This window comes from Bradyrhizobium arachidis (assembly GCF_015291705.1).
Taxonomy (GTDB): Bacteria; Pseudomonadota; Alphaproteobacteria; order Rhizobiales; family Xanthobacteraceae; genus Bradyrhizobium; species Bradyrhizobium arachidis.
Genome location: NZ_CP030050.1, coordinates 2343319 through 2358275, shown reverse-complemented (window position 1 = coordinate 2358275; position 14957 = coordinate 2343319). Strand labels below are relative to the sequence as shown.

The following is a 14957-nucleotide window of genomic DNA, read 5'->3' as shown; positions in this document are numbered from 1 at the left end:
GCCTGATCTCGTTCGATTTGCGAAGCCTCAACGTGACGAAGCTGTTCCTGCGGCATGGCGATCACGCCGCCCTGGACGCCATTGCGCCAAAGCGAAACAAGAGCTGCTCCACTTCGGCGGCCGGCCTGGCACCGCTGAACAAGAATCCTTGCACCTCGTTGCAACCTTCGGCCCGAAGCCAATCGAGCTGCTCCGTGGTCTCCACCCCTTCCGCTGTCGTCGTGATGTTGAGGCTCCGGCCGAGGCCCGAGATCGCCCGCACGATGGCCCCGCAATCGGAGCGTTTCGCCAGATCCTTGACAAAAGAGCGATCAATCTTGATCTTGTCGAAGGGAAAGCTGCGCAAGTAGCTGAGGCTCGAATAGCCCGTTCCAAAGTCATCCAGCGATATTGAGACGCCGAGCTCGCGGAGCTGGTGCAGGATCGCAAGGTTTGCCTCCGTCTCCGCCAAAAATACCGATTCGGTGATTTCAAGCTCGAGCCGCTTCGGGGCCAAGCCGGAATTCGCCAGCGCTGAAATCACCACCTGAACCAGATTGCGGCTACGGAATTGCACCGGCGACAGGTTGACCGCGACCTTGATCTCTAAAGGCCACTTTACCGCCTCTTTACAGGCTTCGCGCAGCACCCATTCTCCGAGGGGCCCGATCAGCCCCATTTCTTCCGCAAGGGGAATGAATTCGGCCGGCGAGATCATGCCCTTCCCTGGGTGCGGCCAGCGCAGAAGCGCTTCAAAACCTGAGATCTTGTCGCTCGCGATCTCGACCAGGGGCTGATAGTATAGCTCGAACTCGCTGCTGGCAAAGGCGCGGCGCAAATCAAGCTCCATCTCGCGCCGTCGCTGCACCTGCTGATCCATCTCCCGCTCGAAAAAGCGATGCGTTCCGCGGCCATCCTCTTTGGCGCGATAGAGCGCGATATCGGCGTTACGCATCAACTCGGCGCTGCTCGCGCCGTCGCCTGGTGACAGCGCGATTCCGACCGAGGCACCGATAATGACCTCGTTATCGTCAATCTCGTATGGCGCACTCAATGTTCTGATCAGGTCGCCCGCGAATTGGCTCACATGCGTCGGCGAGGTATCATCCGTGAGAATGATCGAAAATTCGTCGCCGCCGAGCCGTGCCGCCAGATTGTTGCCGGCCACCCTGGACCGCAACCGGTCGGCCACTTGCTCGAGCAGGCGATCGCCGATGAGGTGGCCGAACGAATCGTTGACGTTCTTGAAGAGGTCGAGGTCGATACACAGCGCCGCGACGCGGTTGCCGACTGCATTAGCGCTTTCGAGTGCCTCTGCGAGCCACCTCTGGTGGAGTGCGCGGTTGGCCAGGTTGGTCAACCCGTCGTGAAGTGCCATATGGGCGATGCGGGCCTCGGCCTTGCGCCGTTCGGTGATGTCGACCACCACAACCAGATAGCCCTCGCGTCCCTCGATCATAAGGCGCCGCCCAAAGGTCAGCGCAGAAATCTCAGTGCCATCAGCCCTGACATGGCGCCAGGGATGTTCAGACTGAGAGATGTCGCCCGCTTCTCGCAGCGCTCGCGTATAGCTGACCCGCTCGTCGTCTGGCCAGATCTCCTGAACTTTCATTCGCAGGAAGGTCTCGCGAGCATAGCCATAGTGCAGCACTGCCGCGTCATTGACCCTCACGAAGTCCATTGTCTCGGCATCTAACGCCCACATCGGCATCGGATTACTGTCGAACAGCAACCTGAACGAGGCATCCCGGCGCTTGAACGACGTAACGTCGGAAATGACCACGGACACGATGTCTCCGGAGGCACTGAGGCGCAAGCGCAGGCTCTGATCACCGTATTCGAGCTCGAACTCGTCACCGAATTCATTCGCGACCGCGGCGCCCAACCGCTCCATCACCTCTTCCGAACAAAGCAGATGGTCTGAATTGCCGAGGCGCTGCCACAACAGGTTGCCCTCTTCCACATCGAGGAGCCTTGCGGCTGCCTGATTGTGGTGCACAACTTGAAAATCAAATGGCCTGCCTGCGGGATCGCGAACGGTTGAGAGCGAGATAACGCCATCGTCGGTCTTGCAAAAGATTGCATCGATCAAATTGTATTCTGTAGCGCGCTCGTTGACATAGACGCCGACCAGCGTACCGGCCCAACGCGATAAGGTCGGCAGCGCCAGCACGTCGTAGGTCCGTACCATGCCGGCTTGCACGCAATGAGCGGTTGCGAGATAGGGATGGTTGTTTGCAATCGAATTCGAGGCCGCCCCGGTGAGGGCTGTCGCGCAGTCTGGACGCAACGCATCAAGCGGAATGTCCCAGCGGGCATCGCCCAACCAGTTCTGCACATAACGGCCAGTGCGCGAAACAGTAAACGCGCCATTGTCACACCTGAGCAGCACAAGATGATCGGCAAGCCGCCCGAGGCTCCCCAGCAGCACATTTTCATAGCGGGGAAGCGTTTCACCGGGCTCGAGCGCAGCTTGCCACTTGCGCCGCAGGATTGGCATGTCATTGAGCAGCCTGGTATCTGATTCCACGGATTGCCTGTTAGCAGCACTCATCACACGCCCCACTGACTTAAGCTTCCTGCCCGGGGTTCATAAAATCCAGCTTGGCTTAATTCGCTCTTAAAAGACGAGACGGTCGCGCTCTAGCCCTGCTGATCGATGGCGTTGCCTAGAACATCAGGCCCGATCGCTTTCGCGCCTCACAGCGCAGAAACTCTGCGGCGATAAGGCAGAATTCGACGAAAAAGCGTTTGCCAGCGCCACGGTGACGACGAGAACCTTCGTAGCTAACGATTTGAGCGTCACGCATTCTACGAAGGAGCGCCGTCAGTTTCGCCCGAAATTTTTTGTCGGATTGTCCGATTTGTGCGACCACTAATTATGGACGGTCGCAGGCTCAGCAGGTCCACAATGTTGATTGTGCTTGAAAGGCCGTCCTAGGGAGATGCACGATAACTAAGCGCATGTTAAAGAAATGTGACGGTTGCCAGCGCGAGGAGGCCACGGATGAAAAAGAGCGATGTGACGTGCTCGGAATGCGGTGCTGGCTTTCGCCGTCTTGAGCTTACGTCTGAACGCGGCATCCAAGGAAACTACCACTGCCCTGCTTGCGGCACACTGATCGAGGAGCTCGGAGCGGCTCACCTCGTGCTTTATCGCTTGACTGTACAGCCTTCCACCAAAGCGATCCGCAATCAATAACGCGTCTGAGTTGCCCTGGCCTGGTTAAGGAGCCTGAGTTGGTTTCGCTCACTGTTGGTGTCTGACAGTGCGCATCAAATATCAAGCCGCTGCTGGCGACGGATGCGACGGCTGGTTCGGAGCCCGCGCGGGCCGAGGCGAAGAGTTCGGCCTTTTTCTGATTGAACGCGTCTTCGGTCCCTCGGATGCCCTGGAGGCTCGTGATGACGGTACCGAAGACGGCGAGGCAAGCGTCTGCAAGACAGCGGAGCGGACCTTCGAACGCATCTCGATGATCTTGCCCAGGTCCTCCGGCGGAATGGGAATAAGCCTGCCGTCTTCACCTACCGCGCGATGGATGGGTACCGCATAGACCGGAACGAGAATAATCAGAGTGATCGAGACGACCACATAGATCGCAATCGAGGTGAGGAGGACATCCACCGGGATGTACAGGCCCCATAACGTCAGCCCTGCGTCCATCGCTCACCATGCCTGTGTTGCGAGCTCATCCGCCGGCATCAATCTGCAAGAACACTATCGAGCAGATGTGCAAGGCGTATGCCCGCCTTTTGCAAGCGCTCCCGGATGATGACGTCGCTCTTCGCCAGATACGCCCCATCGATCGTCACGCTGCCCCCGTCTGGTGGATCGCAGGATTTCCCATGGAAGGTGCAACAGCCGGTTTCGGCTGCCTCGCTGATGGCGAATCATTCATTCGCCCAGGCGTGAGGATCGGACGCATTCCACTCGGCGATTTGCTCGTCCGTGATGGCGTCGAGCAGCTTGTCGGCCGCAAGCTTCACATCCGACCAAACCGCGTGCACTACGAGGCAATTATCCCAGGTGGAATGAAGATTTCGGCGCGTGGCCGATTGCGCGATCTTGCCAACGAGCGGCGCGGTTTCGGCTATCGCCGCCTGTTCGTGCTGCTGCGGCGGGAGGGCGAGCCATTGGGGATCAACCGGATCTACCGGCTTTATTGCGAGGAAGGGCTCACCGTCCGCAAGCGGCGGGCTCGCCGCAAGGCCGTCGGGACCCGAGCCCCGATCCTAGTCGAGGCCAAGCCCAATGCCCGCTGGTCGCTGGACTTCGTCCACGACCAGTTCGCCAATGGTCGACGCTTCCGCATCCTCAACATCGTCGACGACGTCACCAAGGAATGCCTGGGCGCCATTCCGGATACGTCGATCTCGGGGCGGCGCGTGGCCCGCGAACTCGCGGCAATCGGCGAGCGACGCCGCAAGCCAGTGACCTGCCACTGAATTTTCATCCAGCGGCAGTTAGAGTCTCGGGCCCTTTTGCAGCGAGGCCGAACTTTGGACCATTCAGAACTAGAGTTTTTCGCCGTGATCACGTTGGCGAGCTGGATGCGCCGACGTGGTTTTGCAGCAAAATCGGCGGTCGATTGCCGATCGCGCCATGGGGCCGCTCTTCATTGTAGTATCTGCGCCAAGTCTCCACCTTTTGCTGGGCGTCCGCAAGGGACAGGAACCAGTGGGCGTTGAGGCATTCGGCCCTGAAGCGGCCGTTGAAGGCCTCAATGAACGCGTTGTCGGTTGGCTTACCGGGCCGCGAGAAGTCCAGGGTGACACCGCGCTGGTAGGCCCAGAGGTCAAGATCGCGGGACACGAACTCGCTGCCTTGATCGACGCGGATCGTTGCCGGGAATCCCACTTCCTTGCAGGCCCTTTCCAGCACCTCCACAACATCGGTGCCGCGGAAGGTGAACCGTGGCGCCAGCGCCGGCGAGAAGCGGGAGAAGGTATCGACAATCGTGAGCACGCGCAGCTTGTGTCCGGTCGCCAACTGGTCATGGACGAAGTCCATCGCCCAGGTCTCGTTCGATCGCGTCGCCGGCCTGCGATCATCGCGCAGCTTGGCCTTGACCCGGCGCTTGGGCGTTTTGCTGCGTAATTGCAGGCCCAATTCGCGATAGATGCGCCGCGTCTTGTTCTGGCCATGGCGCCAGCCTTCACGACGCAGCAGGACGTGAACACGACGATAACCGTAGCGAATACGAACATGGCAGATCTCCTTGATCTTCTGTTCGAGGGCAGCCTGGCCAGGGCGACGGGACTTGTAGTGGTAGGTCGAGCGGTCAAATTCGAGAGCGTCACAGGCCCGGCGGATCGAGACCTGCCATTCGCTGCGGACCGCGTCGACCAGCATGCGCTTCCGACCAGGCTTCATAGCTTTCGGCGGATCACGTCCTGCAGCATCTCCTTGTCGAGCGACAGGTCCGCGACCAGCTTCTTCAGCTTGCCGTTCTCCTCCTCGAGCTGCTTCAGCCGACGCATCTCGGTCGGCAACAGCCCGTCATACTTCTTCTTCCAATTGAAGTAGGTCGCCTGGCTGATCCCGGCCTTACGGCAGATCTCCGCCACCGCGACGACGCGCTCCGCGATTGCTGTGGGCTGAACCGTGCGCATCGGCAACGGTTCTGCCGGGACGCACTGCAGCTGAAAACCTGAGCCTACCTCGTATTGCTACTCGATTTGCTACGCGCTCTCAGCGCGCGCGATGATTCGCTGCGTTTGTATTCCCACATCCGCCGATTACTCGCATAGTGCGTGTGGTACGCTCATTCTGAGCGCGTCACGTGAGCTATGGAAATCAGTAATGGCTGTGTACTTGGTCACTTGGAATCTAAACAAACATAGGGCGAACTATGCGCAGGCGCGACAGAACCTGATCGATCACATTTCACGCTAGGGTCACACTAAGGACGATGGGCCTCGATTCCGCGTGGTTCATCCAAGCACCATCGACAGCTGAGGCGCTATATGCCGACATCCGAAAATACATGGACAACGCAGACAGGCATATGGTCACGACCTGGTGAGTGGTCAGTATCGTGGTCGATTGTCCCAATCGGTCTGAGACTGGATCTACGCGCACATCTAACTGAAAGCCTTTACGCCTCAGGCCCAAATCCAAGTTTAGAACGCAAAGCATGAAAATGAGTTCATGGGACGGACTAAGCCCCGGCCAGTTTTTGGCGCGAGTAGGGTTTTCAATCGCTATCACAGCTGCAGTTGCCGTCGGCACATTCGTCGCAATCCGCTACATTGTCGGCTTCTATCGATGATCGCAGCTCGCAGTGCTCAAGCACTACGGCCCGCGAGTGCCATGCTCGCTTGGCTCTGCAATCGTCGGTGGCTAGGGCTTTGCTCTCATTTCAGGCGGGGAGCTCAGTCGAGGACCAAAATCAGTGGCGATCAACCCATTGCGGTCACCGAGACCGCGGACGGCACGCAGATCGAATCCGAAGGCACGGTTACGGTCGCAGTGGATCGCATCCAGAAGATAACCCTCGCCAATATTTTGCGCGTACAATCTTTCGACGGCGGGTGAGTTCGTCACCATAGGATCGAGTTCATCCACGGCGGCAACGCCATTATTGGCTATTCAAAGACCGGGAAGCTGATGGTGGCTCGAAACAAATAGTCTGACAAACAGCGTGGACGGTAACCACATCATTCTCGATGACGTCGACTGAATGGCGCGCGCGGCCATCAGGCAATCATTGCTCAATCAAGATCGCGAATCAGAAAAATTCGAACAAATCCCGCGCAAACGCCAAAGATCTGCAGCTATTCATCCTGACTCGTCATTAAGACTGCGGTTTTCACAGGACGCGCGACTATGCAATATCTCGATTTGCTATTTCTGGTCCTGGGTGGTCTCACACTCGGAGGCCTCATCGGCGCGCTGATCAAACCTCTCTTCGGCCGTCGCGAGCGCGGCGTGGCCCGCACCGGCGAACCTCGAAAAAAGCGCGGCCCCTACAAAAAGCGGACACCTGCAACGGCTATCTAACGCCATGAAAGGCACGCCGTATCTAAGTTATTCTAGCACGCAGAATCGATATGTTGATCATGTGGCGCACGTACCCGCCCACGTTGCGTACTCATTTTTGTGTCGCACGAGCCACGAGAGTATTCGCGATATCGATCCCTCGTGTACCGCCTGCACGGGTGGTCCCTTGCTACGCGCGGCGCTCCGGCTGTGGGGCGAGCATTCCCTGCATGGCCATATGGGCCCGTGCTTGGTCGCTGTATCGCGAATTCAAGGCGAACCGATCCGAGTGCAGTCCGAATGGGCTCGCTCAAAAGTTATCCATCAATAATTTAGTTGTGTATCCAGCTCAACACAACTATGATCTCCAACATAAATTTTTTCCTGCGCCACCTTTCGAGCTGCTCGCACGAGCTGCTTTCACAATGCATTTCATAGTTTCTGCGGTTGTTTGTGGATTGGGGGAAATCAATGGAGAATGGCCCAACGCGGCGCTTCGTCGTAACGGCGAGTAAACCCAAGGGTAAGCTGCTTTCTGGGGTCAAGGCAGCTCTTGAGCGTCTCGGACCGCTCGGATGGGAGGCGCTGCTAGAGCACCACGGGCTCGATCTCTCCGCGGATGATCTCGCACACGAGCTATCGCGACCATTGACCCGCATAGACCGGTCCTTCCCAGGCTTCGAAGATTTCGCCCAAGAAGGCAATCGCGGCGTCGAGCCGGGCGCGCCCGCCAGAAGTCTCCTATTTCACGCCTTTGCATCCCCTCGGATCACGAGCTTTCGACATCGCGGACGCCTCACGAAGCTGAAGGGATTCCCCACCCTCACGGAGATCGAAGCGATCGAGAATTACGTATTCGGCCATCAGCCGCCTTCGATCGACGATCTGCGCGCTCGAGCCCAAGGGGCCCGCCTGGCCATCGTAGTCTTCGCAACCGAATACAGGGCGGCGCTGGGGACGGTCCATGGTCGGCATGCCGACATGGTCTTTGCGCGAACCGGAATCGCTCGGATTGGTACGGAGCCGCCGCTGTACGACGGAGCAGCACGCGGGTTTCTCCCCTTCGTAAAAGACAAGGACACCGGTATCCGCGTACTTCCTTGTCGATACGCCGCATACGTCGCCTGTCTGGTGCCAGGAAAGAAGGGCGCTCACGGCCCTCTCCGCTTTATCGACGGAGACGTTCAGGAGAGCGGAACGTCGGGAAGAAGCGCGCTGCGGGCCGGCTTACAAGATGCACCCGAAGCGCTACGCGTGGATGAGCCCGGCGACCACAATCGACGTTTCTGGGTGCCGCTTCACAAGCTATTCTCGGGAGGTGAATGCCTTCTCGACCGTGACATCGAAGTGCGGCTGTCCGCTTCCCATGTGAACGAGAAGATCAGGCGAGCTCACCTGAAGTTTCTCTCCAATGGACACTTCGGCGGCTGGTCTGAGCCCGCTTTGAGCGATGCCCCGTTCATTTTCCATGATGGGATCGCGGACTTTTCGGCCGAACCCGACGACGGCGGTTGGCTGCTACGACCCTTCTCTCACCCGCGACTGACCGAGCCCGCCTCCTACAAGGGCGAGCCACTGACCTTTTGCGTACCGAAGACTCCCGATAGCAGCGGATCTTGGCGTGCTTATCAGTCCAGCTTGAACCTACTTCCGCAACCGAGCGGAGCCCGCTCGGCACCGGAATATCTCCACGCACGACACGCGATAGCCGATGATGGATCGGAGCGAGACCTCAACGACGAGCCCGACATCATTAAGCTCGTCGAGGGTGGAGGGTACCGGGCCCGCCACTACGTCGACTTTACCGGCGACGGTTGGATCGACGTCGAGTGCCCCGAAATCGCGCTAGATCTTCCTTGCAGAATCCCGGCCTATTCGATAGTCGCATCGCCCGACTTCTTCCCCCTGGTCGATCAGACATCGCTTATGCAGTGGGCTGATCAATCCGTATTGCCCTCGTTGATGCACTCGCTTTGGGACGCGCCTGGATCCAGCCTTCCCCAAGCTCTCTCCGACCAGCGATACGCCGCCAATCTGCAGATCAGTGGCGCGAACTTCGATCCGGACGACGATACGATGACCGCCATCGTTGGTCCCTTCGGCTCCGGCGCCGGCGCGCTCTGCCAGCTAAAGTCCGTAAACAACCACCGCGCTTCGATGCTTCCCGATGGAGCCGCTGGCGTTTTCGCACCGGGGTGGGATGTTTCTTACGACAGAACGTCTGAGACGGATCCCGAAGACACCGGCAAAAAGCTGGCTCCGGGGGTAACGTTCCTTACCAATTACGGGCTCGGCTCTCCCTTCATGGAGGATAGCAAACTGTGCGCGGCTCTCAGCTCGTTCTGGCCTGCGGCCGCACCGGACATCACTCGTACTTTTGCCCCAAGCAAGAACTATGCAACGGCGACGCCGCTGACCGACGAAGTCATCGGACTGGGATCGAAGCCGCCATGGGACGGGGTCCGGGGGCCGACCCTCAGGCAGAAGGAAGGAAAGGTCGAATACGCCTCCCTCGCCTACGCGGATTATGTCGAAAAGGCGCTCAGCGGAGGGTTCGATATAAGCGAGATAGGAAAGACGACCGTCGAGGAGTACGTCGCCAGAACCCTGACCATGGGACTTGTCTACCGAGCGCTCGGCGTAGAGACGCACGACGACAAACTCAAATGGTCCGTTCTCAGCTTCCGCATGGCCGATCCGTCGGACGCCGACTTGCTGGCTGCCCAAAAGGCAACGGGACGTCGTCTAAACAAGCATTTCACATACCGCTACCTCGTATTTGACCATGCCGATCGCGGAGCCGCCGACCCGACCGATTTCAAGAAGGTGTTGGTCAACTTTGGATCGCTCAAGCTTCTCTTCGCCGATCCGACGCTCGTATTGACCAAAGATTCAGCGGGCGATTGGAGCGCCAATGAAGTCCGACGCTGACATTATAGTGGTCGGCGGGGGGCCGGCCGGATCGGCGGCGGCGATACATGCGCGCCAATCGGGGCTGACCGTCATCGTCATTGAGGCCGACGGTCAGCCGCGGCGTAGACCCGGTGAAACGTTGCATAGCGGCGCCGCTTCAATACTGGAGCAGCTCGGCGTCAGAGAGGCGTTCGAACACGCTATCGGCGGTCGCTACGGATCCATTCAAGTCGAGTGGAGCACCGCCCGATCGAGCGATCGAGGGTCGATACCATTGGCAGCGGCCAGCGGGTTTCACATCTTCAGAGACAAATTGGATGCTGTCCTCATAGAGCGGGCGGAAACGTTGAGCGCGGATGTGCGGCGCCCCTGTCGTGCACTTCGTCCCATTGTGCGCGACCAGGAGGTGGTCGGAGTAGAGACCGACTCCGGCCCTCTCGAGGCGCCCTTTGTGATCGACGCCTCCGGGAACGGCAATTGGTTTCGAAAGAGCTACCCCTCGCGAGTAGACGTCCTATCGCCGCGCCTGTTAGCTCGTTACGGATATTGTCGAGTTGACGATCTAAGAGACTTCGGCTCCCCCTCGATCAAGGGCGACCAGAGCGGCTGGCAATGGATCGCCCGCGTATCGGACGATACCCTTGCCTGGGTCAGCTTGGCTCTCCCCGGTGCTTCCGCTCGCCCGGTTAAGCCGACTGCGCTCGCTGCGCTCGCGGACGTGAGCCCGACGCGCGGAGCCGACGTTACTTGGAAGCGAGCCGATGCATACTCGGGCCCCGGCTTCTTCCTTGTCGGGGACGCAGCTTTTCAATTGGATCCAGCCGCAGGCCACGGAATTTTGCGGGCCATGATGAGCGGCATCATGGCGACGTACCAGGCGGCTGCAGCGATCAAAGGCAGGGTCGGTCCAGATGAGGCTGCGCAGCTTTACCGCGGTTGGATGGCAGAATGGTGGAGGCGCGATACCTCCGCACTAACCGAGATGTACCTCAGATTGGACGCAACGTGGGATCGATCAAGCAGTACCCGTGAACATCACCAGTCGGAGGCAGGGGCATAGCTATGACAAAGACCAAAATCGTCGATATTCGGAATCATGTTTTCGCTCCGGCGGCGATCGAAGCGGACGATTTCGTCGTCTGGAGAAATCTCGACGCTGTACCACACACCGTCGAGACCGCTCCCGACGCCAGTTTCTACTTCAATGTCGGTCCTCTTGCGACAGGCGAGGTGTCCAGTCCGGTCTGGTTTGGAAAACCAGGGAAATTTCCCTACCTATGCCGATATCACGCGGACATGACCGGCGAAATCGAGGTTGTCGCTCGCGGAGCAAAATTGCCGCACCCCGCGCAAATGGATGGCGGACATCACGACATGCCCGGGCACGATATGCCCGGACATGGAGGGCACGATCTCTTCCATTTTCATGGCTTTGTGACCGGAGGCCGATCGGGGACAAAACTGTACATGTCCCATACGCCCGTGATCGCCGACGATCGTCACCGCTTTCAAGTCATTCTGCGCAGCAGCTTCGTCGAGCAGAAGCACCGCGACATCTACGACAAGCTCAGGGCCTCGTCATTCGGTGCCGGCAAAGTCCAAATATTTCACGATCATCTCTCACTAGTCGATATCGGCGACGGGACCATAAAGGATCTGCCGCAAGCATCGGTCGAATATTATCCTCCCGAAAGCCCTGACGGGATCGCCCTCCCTGGCCTGGAGGAGAACATTCCGGTCCGGATCGACCGGGTCCTGCATTTCCATCAGTTCGACCCGGACGCCAGCTATCCTCTCGGCCTGAGATATCTCGTCTATGGCGATGCCGACGACGTATTCATGGACCATCACATCATAGGTGCGCCAAGCTTCCATTCAGTCGCAAAATTGAAGGATGTGCCCGCGTTCTGGGAACCGACCAGGTTCGACGGCACGGCTGGAATTCTAATTCCAGAAAAGCGCATCGTAGACGTCTCTCCAAAGGTCCTGCGCAAAGTCGCTTTCGTCGACAATGCCTATCACCTCGCCTACCTGCCGCCATCGGGCGCATACAGGCAACCGCCACCAGACCCCTTGATCCGTCGTGACGGAACGCCTCCGATTTATGACGTGACCGTGGACGGCGCCGGCAGTGATCGCGTCACAATAGACAAATTCATTCATTTTGATGTCGCGCTGCTAAACAACCGGGTCGTCATCGCCTAGGAGTACATCGCTTTGAGCATATCGCGCAGAGACTTGATGAAGGTAGCGGGAGCGTTCGCGGCTGGGGGAGGCTCTGTACGATCCGTCGCTGCGGCTTGCACAGTAGGAATTACGCCGAATCCGAGCTCGGTCATGCCGCGCATGCCCCTCGAAGAATTCGTCGAGACCGCGAGCCTGCTCGACTCCTTGAGACGCGGCGTCAGGGAGATGAAGAAAAGGAAACCGTCCGATCCATTGAGTTGGTTCTTTCAAGCCGCGATCCACGGCGTCCAGCTGGATCCTACGGACCTAGGTTACAAATACTACAAGGCGGCCTTGGACCAGGATCCTGGAGTGGCGCAGGTCGATCAGAAGTACTGGAACCAATGTCCTCACTTCGGGCAGCATTCCGCCGACTTCCTACCGTGGCACCGGGCCTACACGTTCCACTTCGAACAAATTCTGCGGGAGCATACCGGCGACAGCAACTTTTCGCTTCCCTATTGGAATTATGGCCCGAGAACGAACCGGAAATTTCCGAAGGCGTTTGGAGTACAGCATCTGGACGGCAATCCCGGCAACGACGCCGATGAGAACATAAACCCGCTATTCATGAAGGAACGCGACTTCTACCTGACCTACTACGAACATCCCCTAATACCGAACATGCCGCTGCTGGAGCTGTCCGACGCTGTCGTCGACAACACTTCTGCTCTGGCCACGGACATCTTCTTCGGTACCACAGAGGATACCGGTATCGGAGGGGGAATAGCGGACAACAACCCTGGAACGCGGGGACTGCTCGAGAGCCGGCCTCACGACAACATTCATCGTGTTGTCGGGGGAATCATTCCCGGAGCTGCGGTTGGCCATGACCAGAATGGCCATGAGATAGAGGTCGATGCGCTTGGCGCCATGGCGCAACCGCCGACCGCGGGCTTCGATCCGATCTTTCCGGTGCATCATACCAATATCGATTGGATATGGACTCAATGGAGCGTCATGCCAGGCAAGAAGTGGGGTACCCTTCCAGACGCCTCTTGGTTCATGGAGAGGCCATGGTTCTTCTTCGATGCAAAGGGAAACTGCATCAACGAACCGCGGAAATCATACTTCGATCACCGAGCGCTCGGAGTGAAGTTCAAGTACGAAGACCTGTCCAGCATGCCCCTTCCCTTACCCTCCTTTCCCGCGGCGCTAGTGGTGGCAGACAGCGGAACGGCGTCGAGAATAAAGTCTACTCAGGCGGTCGCGACTCTCGATTCGAGAATCGAGGCGGGATCGGCTCAGAACACAACGATCGTATTTCCTTCTCGAACGCTTGATGCGTTACGATTGGCCTCCTTTGACCGTTCTCAGAAACGATTATTGCTCCGAATTTCGATAACGGGCTTGAATAGACTGCCGATCGTCGGCTTCGATGTTCACCTGACCCGCGCGGCTCCAAGCGGGGAGTTGAAACGCACTGATCCGAGTTTTCTTGGCTCCGTACATTTATTCGTCCATGCACACCATGACGACGAGGTCTTTCAAGATTTCACGATTCAGGACCCGACAGTTGTCGATTCCGCGTCTCCGGCCGTCACCTTCGTGCCCGTCGCGCTCACACAAAGCATAGGTACGGGCCGGCCGAATCTCCAAGGAAGCCCGTTAAGGATCACGAGCATCTCCGTTCTCACGCAGGACCAAAGTGACGATAAAGTCCGAAACATTCGTCCAAACATGTCGCGGATGGAGCAGGTGATCCTAATTGCCGGGGCGTTGCGAGAACCTAGCATCAAGATGGTGCTGAAGAAGTACGACGAACAAGCCGCTACCCGCGCAAACGCAAGCTTGGTCATATCGGGCCGAAAGGGGCGCCCCCTAAACGCTGATGACGCCGGTTCGATTGCGCGCATGGTGCAGTAGTTCATTTAACCGCTTCGGCTGAATCCGTTGTCCAAAATGCGTGGTGTCGTTCTCGTGGAATGCAATGAAATGCGCGGAGAAGATCTGCTCCCCAGCTCTCAAATCCTCTGATCCGGCGTCCAATATGTTCGTTATGATCCCTTTGACAGGGTTTTTTGCAGGCATTTCCTCGTAATGGAAAATCATAGAACGGAGGCCGCTTTCGACCGGCTCAACTACGTGAACCCGCTTCCTGATCAAAAAGGCGAAGCCCGAATGCCCGAACTGAATCTTGCTTTTTCCGATGGTACGATCCGACACGGTGTAAGTGTCGTCGGCGTATGAGATCTCCATCGGAAACTTGTCGAACTTGTCGTTGCTCGCGGGCCAATAAGCCTCGTATTTTCCGATCATGTTGTCGAGAAGCTTCTGCGACGTCGGCTCGGCCACGACCGCCTCGAGCAATGCCGAATGCAGCTTCGATTTCGTCGTGACGTAAAAGGCGTTACAGACGGCTTGCACGTAGGCTTGATTGAGTCTTCTGCCGGCAATTCGGTTCTCAAAATTCTCGAGATCGTCCTTGAGAGTCCTAGCGTTATTTTCATTCAGTATCGCCAGGACGCGATTGAGTTCTTCCGTCGATTTTCGCATTCGTTCGATCGCAGTATGCAAACGCTCACGTGTGTAGAGCTCGATATCCATGCCGAATTCCGGAAGAAAAAAATGCAGAAATGATGCGGGAGCGCAAAGTGGGTACAAATTTACGGGAATGTCAAATTACTTGAAATTTTCGTACGGCACAACTTTGGGTGCGAAACGAAGCAACCCAACTAATTGACCCCTCTAATCGAAATTGACCCGCGCGCGGACCACTTGGCATTCTTGCGACCAGCGGGAGGAGCCACGACCAATGCACGGGGAGCGCAGATGGGGACAAAGATCAAGTAGCTGCTGCAGGCGGATTGGAGAGCGGATCTGCTCTCCATGTGATCCGCAGGAGAGAGCCGACCTG

Annotated in this window: 10 protein-coding genes and 1 pseudogene; 7 read left to right on the top strand and 4 right to left on the bottom strand. The window is 58.0% G+C overall.

Going from position 1 to position 14957, the window contains the following annotated elements:
• Positions 1 to 61 precede the first annotated feature (61 nt).
• A complete protein-coding gene (locus WN72_RS10860) occupies positions 62 to 2533 on the bottom strand; it encodes a putative bifunctional diguanylate cyclase/phosphodiesterase (protein WP_092217498.1) in 2472 nt (823 codons plus the stop codon).
• A 453-nt stretch (positions 2534 to 2986) separates the two neighbouring features.
• On the opposite strand from WN72_RS10860, the gene WN72_RS10855 reads away from it, so the two are divergent.
• Complete coding sequence (locus tag WN72_RS10855) at positions 2987 to 3181, top strand: hypothetical protein (RefSeq protein ID WP_092217497.1); 195 nt, start codon at positions 2987 to 2989, stop codon at positions 3179 to 3181.
• A gap of 81 nt (positions 3182 to 3262) precedes the next feature.
• Here WN72_RS10855 and WN72_RS10850 read toward each other — a convergent pair whose 3' ends face one another.
• The gene (locus WN72_RS10850) at positions 3263 to 3643 is read right to left on the bottom strand and encodes a hypothetical protein (RefSeq protein WP_143130667.1); all 381 of its coding nucleotides are present in this window, start codon (positions 3641 to 3643) and stop codon (positions 3263 to 3265) included.
• Positions 3644 to 4026: 383 nt separating this feature from the next.
• Between WN72_RS10850 and WN72_RS10845 the strand changes: the two are divergent.
• Positions 4027 to 4410, top strand: a pseudogene (locus WN72_RS10845) (DDE-type integrase/transposase/recombinase); the annotation flags it as partial.
• Positions 4411 to 4513: 103 nt separating this feature from the next.
• Here the strand turns inward: WN72_RS10845 and WN72_RS10840 are convergent.
• A protein-coding gene (locus WN72_RS10840) for an IS3 family transposase (RefSeq protein ID WP_430644632.1) occupies positions 4514 to 5592 on the bottom strand; the annotation gives its coding sequence in 2 pieces (ribosomal slippage) (positions 4514 to 5355 and positions 5355 to 5592; 1080 coding nt in all).
• A 1216-nt stretch (positions 5593 to 6808) separates the two neighbouring features.
• On the opposite strand from WN72_RS10840, the gene WN72_RS10835 reads away from it, so the two are divergent.
• The 5 genes from WN72_RS10835 to WN72_RS10815 all read left to right on the top strand — a co-directional run bounded on the left by WN72_RS10835 (position 6809) and on the right by WN72_RS10815 (position 13966).
• Complete coding sequence (locus WN72_RS10835) at positions 6809 to 6982, top strand: hypothetical protein (protein ID WP_167381167.1); 174 nt, start codon at positions 6809 to 6811, stop codon at positions 6980 to 6982.
• Between the two features lie 450 nt (positions 6983 to 7432).
• Complete coding sequence (locus WN72_RS10830; protein WP_092220222.1) at positions 7433 to 9892, top strand: hypothetical protein; 2460 nt, start codon at positions 7433 to 7435, stop codon at positions 9890 to 9892.
• On the top strand, positions 9876 to 10934 hold the full coding sequence (locus WN72_RS10825) for an NAD(P)/FAD-dependent oxidoreductase (RefSeq protein ID WP_051378082.1): 1059 nt from the start codon (positions 9876 to 9878) through the stop codon (positions 10932 to 10934). The genes WN72_RS10830 and WN72_RS10825 overlap by 17 nt, the downstream gene beginning before the upstream one ends.
• A gap of 2 nt (positions 10935 to 10936) precedes the next feature.
• Positions 10937 to 12079: a cupredoxin domain-containing protein gene (locus tag WN72_RS10820; protein ID WP_143130837.1), complete on the top strand. Its 1143-nt coding sequence runs from the start codon at positions 10937 to 10939 to the stop codon at positions 12077 to 12079.
• A gap of 132 nt (positions 12080 to 12211) precedes the next feature.
• Entirely contained in the window at positions 12212 to 13966 is a 1755-nt protein-coding gene (locus WN72_RS10815) for a tyrosinase family protein (protein WP_167381166.1), read from the top strand.
• On the opposite strand, the gene WN72_RS10810 is transcribed toward WN72_RS10815, so the two are convergent.
• Positions 13922 to 14647, bottom strand: a complete 726-nt coding sequence (locus tag WN72_RS10810; protein WP_092220215.1) for a hypothetical protein — start codon at positions 14645 to 14647, stop codon at positions 13922 to 13924. The genes WN72_RS10815 and WN72_RS10810 overlap by 45 nt on opposite strands.
• Between the last annotated feature and the right edge of the window lie 310 nt (positions 14648 to 14957).